The following is an 18,616-nucleotide window of genomic DNA, read 5'->3' on the forward strand; positions in this document are numbered from 1 at the left end:
TGAACAGAAAAGAACCGGCCGGGCAGGAGATTTTATCCTGCCCGGCCATTTTCGTATAAAGAAGAGGGAGGTCAGCGGGGAGTAGCCACGATAATGCGGATGCGCTCTCCGGCGGGACAGCCCAGGTTGTCGTACCAGCCGGTGAGCCGGTAACCTTCGCCGTTGATCTGGGACAGGGATGTCTGATAGTATTTTGAGCCGTCCCGAAGCAGGACCTGAACATCCTCTGCCAGGGCATATTCCTGATTGCCGGCCATGGCGGACAGGGAGGACACGCTGTCCAACGTTTCAGAGGACAACTGCCGCATGGAGCTCACCTGGCCGTCCTCATAGATCATGGCCGCGCCGCCGCTCTTGACGCTGTAAAGCTTACTGCTGTTCAGCGTCTGGGTCTGCCCATCCTGGACATAGATGTAGGAGGCGGAGATATTCATGTCAGAGGAGTTGTTTACTACACTGCTCACATAGACATACTCCCAGGTATCTCCAGTGACCTCATGGAGGACCAGGCGGTCGATATCTCCGTTGGCGTCCAGGCTGTAGTAGCGCACGTCGTCACCAGACAGTTTGGCGCCCGCCAGGCGGGAGGGGTAGATACGGGCGTAGCCGCCATTTTCGTCGGTGTCCAGGATCTGGACTCCGTCTGCGAAGTCGTGGCCAGCGAAGCTGCTGCCGTCCTTGCTCACGCTCCCCTCCAACTTTTTGTTGGACAGAGAAGTCACCTTGGTCCCGGATTGAGTGACTGACACCGTGACCAGACGGCCTGTATTTAAAGCGGAGCCACTATGGTAGAAGGTGCGCACGACTCCGTCGGTACAGGCTACCTGGGTGGTCACCTGGGCGCTGGTGGTGGAGGAGCTACTGGTGGAGGAGCTGGAGGCCCCCTTGACACTGGATACCACACTGCCATAATAGGTCGCTTCGCTCTCCTGGGCGTCCAGCACAGATATGATCTCGCCGTTCATGCCCAACAGGAGGGTGACCAGATCGCCCTCCTGGAAGGAGCCCTGGCTGGAGAGCTGATAAGTGGCCTCGGAAGTGCCGATGTCGTAGCTCACCCCGGCCACGGTGGCGGAGGTGGGGGCGCTCTTGCTGGGGGAGACGCCGGTGAGCGTTCCGGTTACCCGGTCGTGGTAGATCCAGACAGTTTTCATATTGGCGTTATAGTAGTATACGTCATACTGCTGGACTGAGGAGAGAGAGGAGAGAGCCCCGTTGTAGTATACGGACGAGGGGGTAAAAGAGAGGGAGAGAGCACCGCTCTCCGCCACATAGGGGCCCTTGGTATCTGCGGTCACCAGGGCCGAGTAGTCCACCTGTCCATTGGTGACAGTATAGCCCAGTGTGGTGCCGTAGATCGTCCCGGCGCTGTTCTGGGCGGTGAGTGCATTGTAGAACAGGTCTACGCAGTCCTGCCGGGTGAGCTGCTGACCTTGGACAGCGCCTACGTCGTCCAGCAGCCCCAGAGCACTGGCCTTGGACAACTGAGCCGTGGGGTAGGCCCCGGTTAGTGTGCTGGAATCATAGCCCAGCAGGCGCAGAAGGGCTGTGCAGCCCTCCTCCAAGGTGATGCCCTGGTCCGGGCGGAAGGTGCCGTCCACATAACCGGACATCCAACCCTGCTCCACCGCCACTTTCACATAGGGGCTGGCCCAGTGGTCCCCCTTCAGGTCTTTAAACAGGGAGCTGCCGTAACTTCCCACCGCATCCTTATGGCTGGAGGCGGCCACCATCATAGTGACGAACTGGGCCCGGGTGACAGAACTGGACAGATTCAGATTGCCGGAGCCGTCCCCGGACAGGATGCCCAACACCTGGATGGTCTCTAGTTTCGCACTGTCGCTGACCGCGAGGGAGCCTGTGCACAGCAGAGACATGGAGAGGCAGGCGGCCAGCAGAGTGGAGAGAAGGCGAGTTAATTTCATCGTAAAAACTCCTTTTGATGAGAGTGGAGAGTGAAGAGACTCCATATACAAGCTGTTTCCATACTGTTCTTCACGCTCCACCCTGGTTTAGTCGTAGTGCAGCGCGTCAATGGGGTTGAGGCGGGCGGCCTTCTTGGCCGGGAGGTAACCGAACAAAACGCCGATACCAGCGGAGATGCCGAAGGCCGCCAATACCGCCGTGGGGGTGGGGGACACGGTGAGGGCCTCGCCCATCAGCCGGACCACCGCCACCGTGGCTCCCGCGGACAGGAGATAGCCTAGAACGATGCCGATGACGCCTCCCAGAGCGGAGGTGGCCGCCGCCTCGATGACGAACTGCTCCATAATATACCGCTCCTTGGCCCCCAGAGATTTTCGTACGCCAATCTCACGGGTGCGCTCGGTCACGGATACCAGCATAATATTCATAATGCCGATGCCTCCCACCACCAGGGAGATGGCGGCGATCCCAGCCAGCACACCCACTAAAATATTGATCATACTGGTCATGGAGTCCAGCAGCTCGGACATGGTAACGACTGTGTAATAGTCATCACTGCCGAAAAAGCTGCGCAGGGCCGATTCCAGGGCAGACTGGCTGGCGTCCATCAGATTCTCGTCCACCATGGTGATGACATAGCTGGAAACCCGTCCACCCCCCAGACGGGCGGCGGTGGAGTAGGGGAGGAAGAGGCAGTCGTCGCTTCCTCCCTCCTCCATGGTTTCCGCCTGCTGGTCCAGAACTCCCACGATGGTCAGCGCCTGTCCACCGACCCGCAGGGTCTGGCCCACGGCGCTGCCCCCGAAGTAGGCTTGGTTGACATAAGCTCCGACTACGCAGACCTTGGAGCGGGAAGCGATGTCGCTGTACTGTAACCCCCGGCCCTGGGAGAGCGTGTAGCCCTTGATGCTGAAATAGTCCTCACTGACCCCGGTGGCGGAGGTAGAGGTGAGATCCGTACCGATCTTGACCCCCATCATGGACACGGTAGGGGAGCACAGGTCCAGATAGTCGGGATTTTGATCCACGATCTGGTACATATCCTCTACCTCCATAGTCCGGGTGGCTCCGCGGGACTGGACAGATACGGTGAGGGTGTTGGTCCCCATGTCCGCAAAGCTGTCGGCCACATAGCCCTCCAGGCCGTTTCCCAGGCCCACGATGACAATGACCGCCGCCACACCGATGATGATGCCCAGCATGGTGAGGAGGGTCCGGGTCTTACTGGACACGATATTTTTCAGCGCTAGGGAGAGAGATTCGGTGATTCTCATTGGGGCTGTCCCCCTTTCCTTGCTCCGGCGGCCCGGGGGGTGACTACCGCCTCCGGATCGTCGGAGGGGCCGTCATATACCACATGTCCGTCCTCCAGACGGATGATTCGCTGGGCCTGGACGGCGATGGAGTTGTCGTGGGTGATGAGCACTACGGTGTGACCCTGTTCATGGAGATCCTGGAGCATGGCCAGCACTTCCCGCCCAGTGCGGGAGTCTAACGCTCCGGTGGGCTCATCGGCCAGAATGACAGAGGGATGGCCGACCAAAGCACGGGCGATAGATACCCGCTGCTGCTGGCCGCCGGACAGTTCCATAGGCTTATGGCGCCACTTGTCGTCCAGCCCCACCTGGGCCAGCGCTTGGTGGGCCCGCTCCCGGCGCTCCCCCTTAGACACCCCGGCGTACATCAGCGGGACCTCTACATTTTCCAGCAGATTCAGCTTGGGCAGGAGATTGTACTGCTGGAAGATGAAGCCAAGCATCTCGTTCCGAATCTCTGCCAGCTCATTTTTGTTCATCTGGCCCACATCCCGGCCCTGGAGGAGGTAGGTGCCCTCCGAGGGTACATCCAGGCAGCCGATGATATTCATACATGTGGACTTGCCAGAACCGGAGGAACCTACGATGGCCACGAATTCCCCCTTGCAGATCTCAAAGGAGATGTGGTCGGCGGCCTTTACCGTGGCGTCCCCCATATGGTAATACTTGCAGACGTTCTGAAAGGTGATCAGTGCGCTCATATCAGAACCCTCCAGGCCCGCCGCCCATACCGCCTCCGGGCCCGCCGCTGATGGTAACGCTGCCCATGCCTCCGCCAGGTATCATCATCATGCTGCCCATCTCGAAGCTGCCCGAGGAGGTGGTTGGGATATAGGCCACGGTGTCCCCCTCCTGCAGGCCGGAGATGATTTCAATGTAGCTGTCGTCGCTGACGCCTACTTCCACAGGGACGGAATAATACTGTTCGCCGTCCCCGCCGATGCCCTCCATCAGAGTGCCATTGGCGGCGCTGGGGGAGTCGGCGGTGACCAGAACGGTGTTCCCCCGGTTAAGGGCGGCGCTGGGAATGGCCAGTACGCCGCCGGCGCTGTCCAGTGTGATGGTGGCATCCACATTCATGCCGGGGAGAAGACCGTCTGTCTCGTCAATGCGGATGGTGACCGGATAGGTGGTGGTCCCGCTGGAGGAGGTGCCTGCCACACTGACCTTGGTGACTACTCCTGTATAGGTCCGGCCCTCTACCGCTTCGGCGGTGATAAGCACCTGCTGCCCCACCTGGATATTGGAGATGTCCAGCTCATCCACATTAAGCGTCAGGGTAAGATAGGATAGGTCGTAGATGGAGCACAGGGTCTGACCAGTCTCGATGTTTTCCCCCGCGTTGTAGTTCTTGTCGATGACAGTGCCGGAGATGGGGGAGGTGATGGTGTAGTTATCCAGCTGGTCATACCGGCTCTCCAGAGAAAGCTCCGCATTTCTCAAAGCCTCGGCGGCGCTTTGGAGCTCATCCTCCAGATTATCGCTGGTCAGCGTGAGGATAGCTCCCCCCTGGGAGAGACGGTCGCCCTCGCTGACGTGGATGCTGGCGACAGTGCCAGAGACCTCGGCAGTTACTGACCGCTCTGCCAGATAGGAGAAGCTGCCTCCGCTGGCGCTGGCGCAGCCGTCCACTGTGGCAGAGCCTGTCTGGCTGGTGGACAAACCGCCAGGATTGCTGACTTGTATGGTCACATCCCGGACAATGACGTTGCCTGTCAGCACCTGATCCACGCCAGATACCTCCGTGACTGTGCCATTCAGCACTTCAAAGGTGCTGTCCAGGGTGACCTGGGCGCTCTGGCCCACATAGAAACCGGCTGACTCATCGGCCAGGAAAGGGACCTTCAAAGTCATAGTGTCTGAGTCCCGGATGGTGGCGACGGTCTGCCCCGCGCTCACATCGTCCCCTGCCTCCACGGCGATATCCACCACCTGTCCTGCTTTGGGAGCGATGACGGTCAGGTCAGCCAGGTCCTTCAACTTATTGTTGTAGCTGCGCTGGGCCTGACTCAGAGAGATCTCACTCTGCTCCAGAGAGCTGGCCATGTCAGAGCTGTCGATATCGTAGAGAACAGTGTCCTCGTTCACTTGATCCCCCTCCTCAAAATAGTCAGCGAGGATGGTGCCATCCACCAGGGAGGTGACGGAATAGGAGTTGGCCGCCTCCAGAGACCCACTTCCGGTGATCTCGGAGGTGATATCCCGCCGCTCCACCGCCGCGGTGGTATAGGTCAAGTCGGCGGCCAGGGCGGTCTGGCCGCCCCCGAAAAAGTGTATCCCCAGAGAGAGGGCCACCACACAGGCCACTGCGGGGATCAGTACCCTTTTCCTCAGCAGTCTCTTTTTCCACGGACTGGAGCCCGACTTGGGAGGGGTATCCTCCGGTGACGGGACTTCTCGCTTCAATAAAACCGGTAACTTCATCATGGGACACTGTCCTTTCCAACATAAGGTAGGTCCAGTGTATCTAACAAATTTGAACGGGGGGAGGAGAAAATCACAACAAAAGATAAACAGGACTCAAACAATTTCAAACGCCGCCGAGAAGCGATAGACTTCTCAGCGGCGTTTTATCAGTTATTGCCGGTTTAGGCGGTAGCCTGCGCCCCATACGGTTTCGATGAGTGTGGGGTGAGCTGGGTCGTCCTCCACCTTGTCCCGGATGCGGCCGATGTGGACGGTGACAGTGGCGCTGTCCCCCAGATAGTCACAGCCCCAGATGGCCTCAAACAGCTTTTCCTTGGAGAAGACCACATTGGGGTGCTCCGCCAGAAATTTCAGCAGAGCGAACTCCCGGTTGGGCATCTTGACCTCCCGCTCCCCTTTAAAGACCTTCCAGCTCTGGGGCAGGATGCGGAGATCCCCAACCGTGAGGGCCTCCTGTTCCTCCTGGCCGCCGGTAAGCCGGGCATAGCGGGCCAGATGGGATTTGACACGGGCCACCAGCTCCGCCGGGTCAAAAGGCTTGGCGATGTAGTCGTCCGCCCCAAGACCCAGCCCCCGGACCTTGTCTACTGACTCGGTACGGGCAGTCACCATCAGGATGGGAATGTCTATTTTGTCCCGAATGAGACGGCAAACGTCGTACCCATTGCAGCCAGGAAGCATCAGATCCAACAGGATCAGGTCATACTCCCCCTTCAGTGCCTCTGTGATGGCGGCCTGTCCGTTGTCTACCGCCGTGATCTCATAGCCCTCCATCTCCAGATAGTCCCGCTCCAGCATAGAGATAGCCTGGTCGTCCTCAGCCAGCAGAAGTTTAGCCATGGCAGTCGTCCTCCCTTCGGGGCAGGGCGATCTCAAAGACCAGCCCCCCGTCGTTTTTAACCCGGATAGTCCCTCCGTGGGCCTCGATGATGCATTTGGCGATATACAGCCCCAGGCCGCTGCCCTCGCCGTTCTGGCTGCTCCGGGCCTGGTCCTCCCGCCAAAACCGTTCAAACAGGCGGGGCAGACACTCCTGCGCTACCCCGTGACCATTGTCAGCGAAGCGGACGCATTCCATGTCGCCCTGCCGCCATACGGTCAGGGTGAGGATTAGCGGATTGGCCCCGGCGTACCGAAGGGCGTTGTCCTTCAGATTGTTCAGTACCCGGTAGATCTGCTCTGAGTCCATAGACACCGGGTGAGCGGAGGGGATCATGTGGAGCTCCACCCGGCCGCCCTCCTGTTCCACCTCCTGGCCAGCCTCCTGGACAAAGTGGGATACAAAGTCCCCCAGATCGGCGGGCTCGGGAAAGAGGGGGAGGTTCCCTGTCTCCAGGCGGGAGAAATCAAATAGCCGTTGGAGCAGTATGTCCATATCACAGGCCTTGCGGTAGGCGATATCCAGATACTGGAGCTGGCGCTCGGGAGTTTGGGCCACCCCGTCCCGCAGTCCCTTGATATATCCCTTGACCGAGGTGAGGGGGGTGCGGAGGTCGTGGGAGATACCAGACACCAGATCGGTGCGGGCCCGCTCATAGGCCGCGGACTTCTCCCGCTCGGCCAACAGGTGCTCCTGCATCTGGTTAAAGGCGGTACACACCGAGGAGAACTCATCCTGTCCGCCATAGTCCACCGGCTGGGAGAAGTCCCCCTCCTCCACACGACGGGCAGCCCTGGCGAGGGCGTCCACCGGTGCCAGCAGCCTTCTGACCTGCCGGCGGGTAAACAGCAGATTGAGCGCCACGATAACGACAATGGCAGCCATTCCGCTAAGGACCATGGAAAGGACGGCAATCTCAGCCGGGGGCCTCTTGCTGCCCAGAAACATGGGCATGGCGGGGGTGGAGACTGATACAACCGAGTAGTTGTCGCTGATTGTGCCTACCATGACCATATCAGCACTCTGGATAGTGATAGGGGTGGCCTCCACCCAGTTCGCTTCCTGGCCCACCTCATGGTATAGCCGGTCCTGGGCCGGATCCAAAGAGGAGAATACAGGATCCCCCTCCTGTGTGGTGACGGTCAGTGCATATCCCCGTGTCCGAAGCTGATGGTCCAGGGCGGGCCAGTCTTTTCGTATGATTTCCTCCCCTTGGAGCAGTTCCTGCACCTCAATGGTAGCAGTCACGTCCATGGATGCCATACTCTGCCGCCGGTAGTTTTCTGCGGTAAAGTGGGTGGTTACCCCGCTGACCAGCAACATGACCACCAGAGCCGTAAACACCGATATAGTATTATAGAAAAATAGGTGTCGCTTGATGCTCATACAGACACCTCCCATAATAATGATTTTATTATAGTGCCTGTTTGTAAAAAAAGAAGGGGGAAAATCTAAACTTTTTACAAATTCGGACAGATACGCTGCCGGGCGGCGGGGTGGACTGGTATCGGGCAGCGTCCTAGGTGTCCCTTGTACCCTGTGGCGGGCTGTGGTAAAATGACAGAAACGAGGGGAGAACCGGCGGGACAAGCGGGGCTGACCTCCCTTCCTAAACATTGGAGGAGCGGAACGATGGCCCATGTGATCGAGATAACGGACTGGAGGGCGCCAGAGCTGGATCTCTTTGCCCGACTAACAGAGGGGCAGCTTCGTAGCCGGAGAGAGCCGGAAAAGGGGATCTTTATCGCGGAGAGCGCCAAAGTGATCGGACATGCTCTGGACAGCGGCTGTCAGCCCATCGCCCTGCTGATGGGACACAAACATTTGGAGGGAGCGGGGCGGGCTCTTATAGAGCGGTGCGGGGAGGCGCCGGTCTACACCGCGGACGACCAGATTTTGACGGCGCTGACCGGCTATCACCTCACCAGGGGGATGCTGTGTGCCATGGGACGTCCGGTACTGCCCAGGGTGGAGAAGGTGTGCGCCGGCGCCCGCCGAATCGCCGTCCTGGAGGGGATCGTGGACGCGACCAATGTGGGGGCGATTTTCCGTTCGGCGGCGGCGCTGGACCTGGACGGCGTGTTGGTCACCCCTACCTGCTGCGACCCGCTCCATCGCAGGGCGGTCCGGGTAAGTATGGGTACTGTCTTCCAAATTCCGTGGACCTGGATTGGGAGCGACGCCTCCCAGTGGCCCAGGCCCGGACTGGACCGACTGAAAGAGCTGGGCTTCCGGACAGCGGCCCTGGCTTTGGACAGCAGGGCGATCAGCATTGAGGACCCGCGCCTGATGGCGGAGGACAAGCTGGCCCTGGTCTTGGGAACAGAGGGGGATGGCCTGGCTCCTGCCACAGTGGCCGGGTGTGACGATACGGTATGCATCCCTATGGGACACGGGGTAGACTCTCTCAACGTGGCAGCAGCCAGCGCGGTGGCCTTTTGGCAGCTGCGGGTGAAAAAGAAGGGGTAAATATGGCGGATATTATCACCTTCCGCGGTGGCAGAGAGGCCCAGGAAGGCCTGGACCGGGTGAGGGATCAGATAGACCGGTTAGACGGACAGGAACCAGAGCATATGGGTACAGAGGAACACGAACGCTGGGGAGAGCTCCATGAGGAGCTGGAGGACCTGGTGGACGAGCTGCAGGACCGCCTGGATGAGCTGGGGCAGGACTAAAAAACATTCCGACGTATTTAAACCTCCATGCGAAAGGGCAGCTGCCGACAATTCGGCAGAGCTCAAGTCAAACGTCCAGCTGATCCTGAGAGCTGGGAAGGTATGAGAAGGGCATACGGATATATCTGCTATTTGCTTTGGTACCATCAAAGCAAACAGGGCCAGTGAATGTATCGCTGGCCCTGTTTGCTTCCATATAATGAAATTATATTTTTCCTTGTCGCCGTTTAAGTGTAACGTTTTTGCGTTTCGAGATTCTATCTGTAAGATAATCCTAATTTTGGAGATGCGGGGAGGCCGGGTTAAGATCATATGCTGCTGAGTATTCTGTTGAATCTGTCAATGAAACTATCATCGCTCAACTGTCCCAGTATCTGATATGAGAAGATTAAGCCTTTGCTCCCTTTCTTTTCTTGACCTGCTTGCTCACTACACCGTAAACAAAGAAACCTACGATGATGAGAAGGATAACCAGGCTGACTGGACGGGTCACAAAAATCATATAGCTGCCCTTGGAAAGCATAAGAGACTGCCGGAAATAGCTCTCTAAAGAGGATGCTAGTACAACTGAGAGAATGAGGGGGCCGGTAGGTAGCTTGAATTTTTTCGTCATATAGCCAAAGAGGCCAAACAAAAGCATCAACCACACGTTGAAGAAGCTGTAATTGAGTGCGTACGCACCTACGCAGCACAGGGTAAGTACTAATACGGACAAATTTTTGTCTACCAGGCGAATGGCGTTGACGAACAGGGGAATCATCAGCAGATTAGAGATTAGCAGGAACACATTGGCGATGGTCAGAGCGGCGATCATGGCCCACACGATATCCCCCGACTCAACCATCAGCAGGGGGCCGGGGCGCATACCAAACATAATAAAAATACCCAATAAAATTGCGGTGCCGCCGGATCCTGGAATTCCCATAGTGACTAGAGGAACTAGAGCGCCACCCACCGAGGCGTTATTAGCGGCCTCTGGAGCGGCAAGGCCGGCCGGGATTCCCTGACCGAATTTTTCCGGTGTTTTAGACAGCTTTTTCTCGGTAGCATAAGCTAAGAAGGTTGCGATTGTGCCGCCAGCGGCGGGAAGGATTCCAATTACGGTGCCGATAATGGAACCGCGGAGCATGGGCATAGAGACATCCCTGATCTCTTTTCCTGTCGGGATATATTCGCTCATTTTAAAGTTTGGCTTGCCTAAATTCAAATGAACCTTGTGCTCGATGTTGTGCAGCACTTCACCGATACCGTACATTCCCATTATGACAACTACGAAATCAATGCCTTCAAGCAGTTCCGGGGTGTAGCAGAACCGGGTGTAGCCAGAAACAAAGTCACATCCTACAAGACCGATTACAAATCCAATCGCGGTCATAAAGAGTGCCTTGATTACAGAGTCACCTGCTAGTAGTGCGATAGTACATAGCCCTAGCAGAAGCAGCATAAAATATTCTGGTGCGCCAAAATTGATGACCAGAGAAGCAATGGTAGGTGCCAGAAATACCAGTACGACAATACCGAAAAAGCCCCCCAGGAACGAACTAATTGCAGAGATGCCTAGTGCGAAGCCGCCTCTTCCCTGCTGCATCAGGGGATATCCATCCAGGCAGGTCACAATGGCCGGTGCGTCGCCCGGCGTATTAATTAGAATTGAGGTAATACGTCCACCAAACATACACCCCATATAGACACCCATCAACAGCGCCAAGCCGGCAGAAGCATCCATTGTAAACGTGAGAGGAATCATAAGGGCCAGACCGGCAGATGGGCCAAGGCCGGGAAGTGCCCCCACGATGGTTCCTACCATAGAGCCAAGAAAGATAACCACCAAATTATAGGGTGTCAGGTTTACTAAGAAGCCTGCCCCCAGATTTTGTAGAATTTCCATGTGTTTTCCTCCTCAGCTCAGAAAAAATTACAGATGGTCATGGGAACCTGTAGCCAGGTGTGAAAGATTAGATAGATGCCAAGCCCAGTGACCAGGGAGACTTTCAGCGCAGATGTAAGGCCGTTCCTCTCAATGAAGAAAATAACACAGAAAATATAGACGATAACGCTGAGAATTATGCCGATATATTCCATGGCCAGAATTAACAGCGCAGTAGACATCAGATATAGGCCAAGCCGTCCATACGCACTTTTATCAATGGAGGCTGTATCCTTGTGACGGGAATCCATAATCAGCAGTAACACGCAGCCCACCAGGATCGCCCCCAGCATAATACTAGGAAGGAAGCCGGGCCCGATAGTATATTGGGAATCCTTGGGCAGTCCCATTGCCTCTGGGATCATATACGCAGAAACTGCACCCATAAAGACAAGGAATACCCGGTACATGGTAATCATAAAAACAGAAGTACCTCCCTTTCCTTTTGTGATGGCGGGGGGCGGCTTCGGTCGTCCCACCCGCTATTCACATTAGATTAGACCCGCCTCTTGTAGCGCAACGGTAAACTCCTCATTTACCTCATCCAGATAAGCCTTGAAGTCATCCCCCAGCAGAAAATAGGGCTCCACACCATTGGCTTCCAAATAATCATTGTGCCAGGCTTCAGATTCATTCACCTTGGTCATTAAATCATAATAAAACTGCTTTTCCGACTCAGTGATGTCAGCAGCGGCGCACACACCGCGGTACAGGCTCATCTCGATATCGTAGCCCTGCTCTTTTGCGGTGGCAATATCGGGATTGGCGTCCAGCCGCTCCGGGGTAAAGGTGGCGATACAGGTAAAGTCGCCATTGTTGATATACTCCGAAACTGTATTGTAATTACAGCAGATGCTGGTTACCTGATTGCCCAGCAGAGCGGTTACCTGCTCGCCGTCACCATTATAAGGGATGTAGTTGATTTCAACACCCTTTGCCTCGTTGAGTTTATTGGTAATGATGTAATCGATGGTGCCCACGCCGGTGCCGCCGAGAGAGACATCCGGCGTCTCCAGCAACTCGTCCAGGTTCGTGATCCCGGAGTCGGTGCGCACCACAATAATCGAGGGATCCAGGCCCAGGAGCGCAATGGGGGTGAAGTCTTCATAGTTAAACCCAAGATCGGTCTGCAGCGGAGTTGTGGTAAAGGAAGAAGTGGTGCACATGAGGTAGTGGGGATCCCCGGCGTGCCCGTCTACATAGGCCATACCGATAGCACCGGAACCACCATCTTTGTTTACCACATTAAAGTTAGCACTGCTGAGATTTTCATCTGCAATGATCTTCTGCATTGTACGCAACAAAATGTCATGTCCGCCACCAGCAGCATAGCAGGCAACTAGCTCAATAGTCCGGGAAGGCTTCCACTCTTCTCCATTTCCACTACTGGAGGGCTCCGAAGTGGAGCTTCCGCCGTTGGAACCGGAATTCGATTCAGGACCGGACGTATTGCTGCTGCAGGCCATCAGATTGAACATCATCGCAAGTGCTAGTGCCAAAATGGATAAACGCTTCATATTCAGTCCTCCTATTATAACAAATAAGATATGGGAATGATCCTATAATCACCCTGTTGGTATTATATCAGTTTTTGACATTTTGAAAAAATATCAAAAAACGATGTGGATATAAGTAATTTTTATATGTATTATGATGGATCTGCCTTGGCGCTACCGTTTAATTTGATAAATCACATCAATAACTGACCCGTCTCTGTATTCCACAATACACACCACTCGGTCAGTTGTCTCAATCGGGGCTGGTATACCAGTTAGTGATTCTGCCAACTGCTGTAACTCCTGAATTGTAACCAGCTTCAGGTTTGCCCGCTCCAGATCTTCGCATAGCTCCTGATAATGTACATGTTTGGGATTCAACGCTATTCCAGCTTCTGTCACCACTGCGGCGACGGTCTCACCCGGAGTACAACAGGTAAATACCCGTTTTGTAATAGAGGGGGTCCGCCCTCTTAAAACTGGAAGGCAAACAATACTGATATCTGCGCCCGCAGCCACATCAGGGCCGCCTCCCAGCCCTCCCAGCATCTCTCCAGACGATCCGGTCAATATATTGACATTGAAGTCGATGTCTACCTCCAACGCGGCCAGTACACCGAAGGTCAGCTTATCCAGCATTGCTCCTTTCGTAAACGCATTGGAATAAACTGAGTTATCGATCTCCAGAATATTTGCATCTTCCACGATGGCCCGGGCCGCTACGGCGTCAAAGCTCTGGCTGCACTCCAGCACGCGGACCAGCTTCTTATGATACATCTCTATGATGCTGGCTGTCATGCCTCCCAACGCAAAGCTGGCAGTAACGCCCCTCTGCTCCATATGCTGGGCCAAATAGTTAGTGCAAGCGATGGAGATAGCTCCCGCTCCGGTCTGGAAGGAAAAACCTGTCTGGAAGCGCCGTGAGGCGGCCATGACATCGGCGGCACGGCGGGCGATGATCAGATCTCTAGGGTTTTTGGTCATTCTGGCGGCGCCCTTCCCAATTTTTTCCGGATCCCCCACTTGCTCTACCTTCACCACCACATCCACAAACTGCTGAGAAATACTGGCAGGAGTACAGGGATAATCCACCAGAAAATCTGTAATAACTACTACTTTATCTGCGCTGCGTTCATCGATAAAGGAGTAGCCCAGGGCGCCACAGGCATTGGGACCGATCTGCCCCGTGGCATTTCCGTATTCGTCAGCGGCAGATACTCCAATGAATGCCACATCAATGTTTAATTCTCCCGCCTCTATGGCCCTGGGTCTAGCGCCATGGGTGCGCAAGATAACGGGATGATCCAGTAGGCCTTCCAGAACCGCATCCCCCAAATCGCCCCGAATTCCGCTGGCCTCAATACGGCGGATGGTGCCATCGCGGACAAAGTCTACTACCGAAGGTTCTTTGATATTAACTACCGCACTGGGCGCAAAGGTAAGATTCTTGATTCCCATCTCTCGGATGGCAGTCAGAACTTGCCCAATCACTTTATCGCCTTCCCGGAAGCTGTGATGGAAGGAAATGGTCATGCCGTCCTTTAGTCCTACCCGTTCAATGGCCTCCTTCAGGGAAAAGACCAACTTTTCTGTATGGGAAAAGCTCTTTCCTGCCCGGCGCAGTGTGTGAATCGGTACTTCGGAAGGCATCCCTTCATAGGCTCCCTGATAGGGCCTGACCTTATATTCGCCAATTTGTTCTGGTAATTCCCGGCCAACCGCATTCTTCATCCTAAATCACCATCCTGTCCAGCTTAATACCGGCGGCCTCGGCCTGGGCCAAAGTGGTTCGCGCCCGCATTTCAATCGGTTTGTCGATCATGCTCCCATCCAGAGTAACTGCCCCCTTGCCTAACTGTTTCCCTTGTTCCACCGCGTCCAATACCCGTAGCGCATAGTTGATTTCTTTTTGGCTCGGCGTGAAAAAGCTGTTGACTACGTCAATCTGTCTGGGATGAACCACCGTTTTCCCGTCAAAGCCCAAATTTTTCGCCAGCGCTGTGTCTTCTCGCAGCCCTTCTTCGTCGTTGATATCGCTGAATACTACGTCAATGGCATCGATTCCCGCAGCCCGGCAAGCCAACAGGACTGCATTACGAGCATAGAAAACTTCCAGTCCTTTTTTTGTCCGCTGCGCCTTCATGCTGGCGGTCAAATCCTCTGCGGAGACGGTAAGCGCCACCACTCTAGGATCAGCAGAGGCAATTTCCTGAGCATTGATTATCCCCATATAAGACTCAATATTACAGATCAGATCTATTTTCCCAACTTCAAGCCCGACCTGATCTTCAATCTGAGCTATCCGCTGAGAAATGCTCTGAACCTCTTTGGCATATTCAATTTTTGGAAGGCGGATGGCGTCTGGATTGGCTCGTACTACCGCCTGTAGATCCTCTTCGAAATACTCAGAATACAGCGCGTTGATGCGGATAGCTACATACTTGTTCCGTGGACGATGATACTTCATCATTTGATAGATAAGGAGCCGTGCGGCGTCCTTTTCCGATGCCGGCACTGAGTCTTCCAGATCGTAAACTAACATGTCCTCATTGTAGAACACCGCCTGTATCATATTAACTGGACTGCACCCGCTGGCATAAAGCCCTGTGCGTTTTAAATGAATCTGTCGTTCAGCCAAGACAAGCACCCTCCCTCGACCAGTCATAGGAGCGTTCAGCAGCCCGCAGAGCCGCACATTGAACCCGAGCACGAATCACACAGTCCAGTGCGCCCCGATCCACAATGGAAATTTGCGCCCGCTCCACACCGAGTTCAGCTAGTGACTGCCGCGTCGTCTCCAAAATTGACGCCCCAAACATCATTTCCACATCACTTTGAAGGTCGATTTTTATTCCACTCTCCCCAGGACGTACTGTGACCATACAGTCACTGGACTCCATACTCCCGGCCATTGCTGGTTTTTTGATTTCCATAGCTATCCCCTCCCAGATTTTTTGTCCACTTATATGAAAATCTTGGTTCTTTCCTCTGGATGGGTACAGTATATCACGATTGAAATTGTGAGCAGAAATACAAAAAGAAAATGTACCTCAAATAAAATGCTTATACTGCAACTGCTTGGGCAATAAGAAAATGTGATGGGCCTCATTGAATTTTTATGTTTGCGCTCCAGTAATGTTCCTCTTATAATAATATTACTATCACTATGGGGTGAGAAGGGAATGGATGGAGTCGAAATCCGGGAAATTTGCCTGTCGCTCCGCTGGGAGCGTGAATCTCTGTCTCAGTTTTTATCTGCACATGGCCTACGCCTAGAGCCCGATGTGGAGTGTGCGTTCGGTCTATACCAGGAGGACACGCTCTCCGGCTGTGGATGTGCTTGCGGACCGCTGCTGAAGTGCTTTGCGATTGACGCACCTCTACAGGGACAAAATGGGCTGGGCCTTCTACTTTCTAGCCTGACCCAGGACCGGTTTCAAAAGGGATACTTCAATCTGTTTGTTTACACCCGTCCTCACAATGCCGCCATGTTTTCCCGTTGCGGTTATACCGTCGTGGGGCAAACAGACTGTGTCGTCTTGCTGGAAAGTGACCGCAACGGACTCGACAGCTATCTGGCAGGCATTCCACGTCCCGTCAAAAGACTAGATTGTATCGGCGCGGCAGTAATGAACTGCAATCCGTTTACACTAGGACACCAGTACCTGATTCAACAGGCATCCAGCCGATGTGACCTGCTGTATATCTTTGTCGTAGAGGAGGACCGCTCGTTTTTCCCTTTCCTGGACCGCCTGTCCCTGGTCCAGGAGGGAGTTCGGCATCTGCCTAATGTCTTGGTCTGTCCCGGCGGTCAGTACATGATCTCCAGCCAAACATTTCCCGCCTATTTTCTCAAGGATACAGAGTGCGCATCTGACCTGCAAAGCGAGCTAGATATTACGATCTTTGGCGAGCGGATTGCCCCTGCCTTAGATATCCAGGTTCGCTTTGCGGGGCAGGAACCTCTGGATTCAGTGACACGCCAGTACAATAAAACCATGACTCATCTTCTTCAACGCTACGGCATATCCTTTGTCGAATTTCCCAGAATTATGTCAGGTGGTGAGCCAATCAGCGCCTCTCGGGTGCGTAAACTGCTTGGAGAACATGGTTGCGTGACCCCAGAGTTGTCCAGCCTAGTGCCAACCTGCACGCGGGATTATCTTCTTCGCCGCTTTGGTAGCACACGATAACCGTAGTCGGATGATTATACTCAGGACCATTATCTGGGTTTGCTCCAGATAGGGACCATATTTTTCTGGATAGTCTCAGTTTTCTACAAAATAAAATTCTGCGTTCCCCTGTGTCCCAAAACGCAAATTTTTTTCTATCGTTTCTCGCCTGTGTGGGCAGAAACGTCAGGGAGGAATGTGGGAGTGGATGCGCAGTACGGAATTGGGTATCAAGAATAAACATATGTTATTTCAGGGAGGTACCTGTATGACCTTTAAGGATCTGGAATACTTTGTCCTGATTGCCGAGAAGGGGAGTATAACCCGAGCCGCCTCCCAACTTTTCGTCGCTCAACCTGCTCTGAGCCAGTGTATACAGAAGCTGGAAAAAGAGACTGGATCGGAGCTGTTTGTTCGTAATAACACGGGCGTTGTTTTGACTAGTGAGGGACAGTGTTTTTTTGAATTTGCCCAGAAGGTTCTGAGGGAGCAGGCACAGTTGAAACAAAGGCTCCGAGATGTGGATAACTCAGAAAACGGAGAGATTCGGCTTGGCTTTACCGGCACTCAGGCTACCTATGTGCTCCCTTACATCCTCCCTGATTTCCAGGCAAAGTATCCTGGGATTTCCGTTACCCTCATCGAGGCCACCAGTAGCCAAATTGAGCAAAAGCTCGTCCGCCACGAGGTTGATATTGGGATTCTACATCTCCCGGTTCTTCAGGGGGAGTTGGACTACTTTGAATTCAGTAAGGACAATATGATTGTCATTCCCAGTCGGCGAAGTCGCTATAAGGAATTTGTTTTTCATAAGCCTGGACTTGAGCAACCATATATTGATTTGGACTTTTTCAAAGAGGAGCCCATCATTCTTACCCTGCCTGGTCAGCGCAGCCGTATGGTTTGCGACCAGATTCTAGCCAACGCCGGTATTGTCCCGAAAATCTGCCAGATTAGTCGAAATCTGAGTACGCTAGATGCGCTCTCACAGGTAGATTACGCATCGGTTATCATGCCAAGTAAACAGATATCCCTGGCACTGCAACAGCGGGAATCTTTCCGAATCGACGAGCGGTTTGCCACACCCTATTCTTTTGTTTTGTCCACTCTGAAAAATGCCTATCTTTCTGTAGCGGTAAGACATCTGCAAAGAGAGTTTTTGGTGAAAAAATATACCTTTTAATGGACCATTGACTATCCAATCTGTCGCGGGTGGCCTCTGCAGGGTTCCTGTGACGGCTTGTGTACTGGTTATCCACGAAGCAGTTGGTATTTTCCTCCCGTGGGGGTAGAAACGTCAAAGAAAGTCAGAACTTATTTTATGGCAGGAGGAGGTGTGTTACCATAGATCGGGAAATAACACTTAAAGAAGTCCTTATAGCACGTGAGGCACGGGCTCAGTCCCAGAGAGAATTGATGCGCCGACTTGGTACTGCCCTGATTTCTTTTTCTCTAAATATTGCTGGACCAATTAAAAACAATGCTTTGCTCCGACGGGCGTTTCTAGAGGGACTGAAGAGATTAGATGAGGCGCTAACCGCCGCTGGTCTGGAGACAGTAGAGCGCCATCAAACCGATAGTCCAACCGGATGTGAAGCCCTGTGGGCTGTCCGTGGTGATGGGCGGCAGATTAAGCGGCTGTGTGTCGGTCTGGAGGATCGACACCCAATAGGCCGCATCTTCGATATGGACGTCTTGGATCCAGTACACGAAAAATGGAATCGCGCCGATCTGATGCTCCCGCCCCGTGGATGCCTGGTCTGTGGATGTAAAGGGAAGAACTGTGCCTCTAGACGG

Annotated in this window: 16 protein-coding genes and 1 pseudogene; 5 read left to right on the top strand and 12 right to left on the bottom strand. The window is 54.3% G+C overall.

Going from position 1 to position 18,616, the window contains the following annotated elements; all coding sequences use genetic code 11:
- Positions 1 to 71: 71 nt before the first annotated feature.
- From WKS99_RS06900 to WKS99_RS06925, 6 genes are all read right to left on the bottom strand, one after another.
- Positions 72 to 1,925 carry an S-layer homology domain-containing protein gene (locus tag WKS99_RS06900; RefSeq protein ID WP_340405641.1) on the bottom strand — a complete coding sequence of 618 codons (1,854 nt, stop codon included), beginning with the start codon at positions 1,923 to 1,925 and terminating at the stop codon, positions 72 to 74.
- Positions 1,926 to 2,012: 87 nt separating this feature from the next.
- Positions 2,013 to 3,200, bottom strand: coding sequence for an ABC transporter permease (locus WKS99_RS06905; protein WP_147571245.1), 1,188 nt, complete (start codon positions 3,198 to 3,200; stop codon positions 2,013 to 2,015).
- Positions 3,197 to 3,943, bottom strand: a complete 747-nt coding sequence (locus WKS99_RS06910) for an ABC transporter ATP-binding protein (protein ID WP_186852997.1) — start codon at positions 3,941 to 3,943, stop codon at positions 3,197 to 3,199. Before WKS99_RS06910 ends, WKS99_RS06905 begins: the two co-directional genes overlap by 4 nt.
- A 1-nt stretch (position 3,944) precedes the next feature.
- On the bottom strand, positions 3,945 to 5,669 hold the full coding sequence (locus WKS99_RS06915) for an efflux RND transporter periplasmic adaptor subunit (protein WP_340405642.1): 1,725 nt from the start codon (positions 5,667 to 5,669) through the stop codon (positions 3,945 to 3,947).
- Positions 5,670 to 5,819: 150 nt separating this feature from the next.
- Complete coding sequence (locus tag WKS99_RS06920; protein WP_147571243.1) at positions 5,820 to 6,509, bottom strand: response regulator transcription factor; 690 nt, start codon at positions 6,507 to 6,509, stop codon at positions 5,820 to 5,822.
- Positions 6,502 to 7,935 (bottom strand): HAMP domain-containing sensor histidine kinase, encoded by a 1,434-nt coding sequence (locus WKS99_RS06925; protein ID WP_340405643.1) that lies wholly within the window; start codon positions 7,933 to 7,935, stop codon positions 6,502 to 6,504. Before WKS99_RS06925 ends, WKS99_RS06920 begins: the two co-directional genes overlap by 8 nt.
- Before the next feature lie 246 nt (positions 7,936 to 8,181).
- On the opposite strand from WKS99_RS06925, the gene WKS99_RS06930 reads away from it, so the two are divergent.
- Positions 8,182 to 9,018: a TrmH family RNA methyltransferase gene (locus tag WKS99_RS06930; protein ID WP_340405644.1), complete on the top strand. Its 837-nt coding sequence runs from the start codon at positions 8,182 to 8,184 to the stop codon at positions 9,016 to 9,018.
- A 2-nt stretch (positions 9,019 to 9,020) separates the two neighbouring features.
- Positions 9,021 to 9,224 carry a hypothetical protein gene (locus tag WKS99_RS06935; RefSeq protein WP_340405645.1) on the top strand — a complete coding sequence of 68 codons (204 nt, stop codon included), beginning with the start codon at positions 9,021 to 9,023 and terminating at the stop codon, positions 9,222 to 9,224.
- A 388-nt stretch (positions 9,225 to 9,612) separates the two neighbouring features.
- On the opposite strand, the gene WKS99_RS06940 is transcribed toward WKS99_RS06935, so the two are convergent.
- The 6 genes from WKS99_RS06940 to citD form a co-directional block, all read right to left on the bottom strand.
- Positions 9,613 to 11,112 (bottom strand): tripartite tricarboxylate transporter permease, encoded by a 1,500-nt coding sequence (locus WKS99_RS06940; RefSeq protein WP_186852994.1) that lies wholly within the window; start codon positions 11,110 to 11,112, stop codon positions 9,613 to 9,615.
- 17 nt (positions 11,113 to 11,129) lie between these two features.
- The gene (locus WKS99_RS06945) at positions 11,130 to 11,570 is read right to left on the bottom strand and encodes a tripartite tricarboxylate transporter TctB family protein (RefSeq protein ID WP_186852993.1); all 441 of its coding nucleotides are present in this window, start codon (positions 11,568 to 11,570) and stop codon (positions 11,130 to 11,132) included.
- Between the two features lie 72 nt (positions 11,571 to 11,642).
- On the bottom strand, positions 11,643 to 12,668 hold the full coding sequence (locus tag WKS99_RS06950) for a Bug family tripartite tricarboxylate transporter substrate binding protein (RefSeq protein ID WP_186852992.1): 1,026 nt from the start codon (positions 12,666 to 12,668) through the stop codon (positions 11,643 to 11,645).
- Between the two features lie 153 nt (positions 12,669 to 12,821).
- Positions 12,822 to 14,378, bottom strand: coding sequence for a citrate lyase subunit alpha (citF, locus tag WKS99_RS06955; protein WP_186852991.1), 1,557 nt, complete (start codon positions 14,376 to 14,378; stop codon positions 12,822 to 12,824).
- A gap of 1 nt (position 14,379) precedes the next feature.
- Positions 14,380 to 15,285: an HpcH/HpaI aldolase/citrate lyase family protein gene (locus WKS99_RS06960; protein ID WP_243201012.1), complete on the bottom strand. Its 906-nt coding sequence runs from the start codon at positions 15,283 to 15,285 to the stop codon at positions 14,380 to 14,382.
- Positions 15,278 to 15,580 carry a citrate lyase acyl carrier protein gene (gene citD, locus WKS99_RS06965; protein ID WP_186852989.1) on the bottom strand — a complete coding sequence of 101 codons (303 nt, stop codon included), beginning with the start codon at positions 15,578 to 15,580 and terminating at the stop codon, positions 15,278 to 15,280. Before citD ends, WKS99_RS06960 begins: the two co-directional genes overlap by 8 nt.
- A 249-nt stretch (positions 15,581 to 15,829) precedes the next feature.
- Here citD and citC point away from each other — a divergent pair, with 249 nt between their 5' ends.
- The 3 genes and pseudogenes from citC to citX all read left to right on the top strand — a co-directional run.
- Entirely contained in the window at positions 15,830 to 16,840 is a 1,011-nt protein-coding gene (citC, locus tag WKS99_RS06970; protein ID WP_340405646.1) for a [citrate (pro-3S)-lyase] ligase, read from the top strand.
- A 247-nt stretch (positions 16,841 to 17,087) separates the two neighbouring features.
- Positions 17,088 to 18,002, top strand: a complete 915-nt coding sequence (locus WKS99_RS06975) for a LysR family transcriptional regulator (protein ID WP_186852987.1) — start codon at positions 17,088 to 17,090, stop codon at positions 18,000 to 18,002.
- A 233-nt stretch (positions 18,003 to 18,235) separates the two neighbouring features.
- Positions 18,236 to 18,607, top strand: a pseudogene (citX, locus tag WKS99_RS13480) (citrate lyase holo-[acyl-carrier protein] synthase); the annotation flags it as partial.
- Between the last annotated feature and the right edge of the window lie 9 nt (positions 18,608 to 18,616).

This window comes from Flintibacter sp. HCN-6482, from assembly GCF_037892565.1.
In the GTDB taxonomy this organism is placed as follows: Bacteria; Bacillota; Clostridia; order Oscillospirales; family Oscillospiraceae; genus Lawsonibacter; species Lawsonibacter aceti.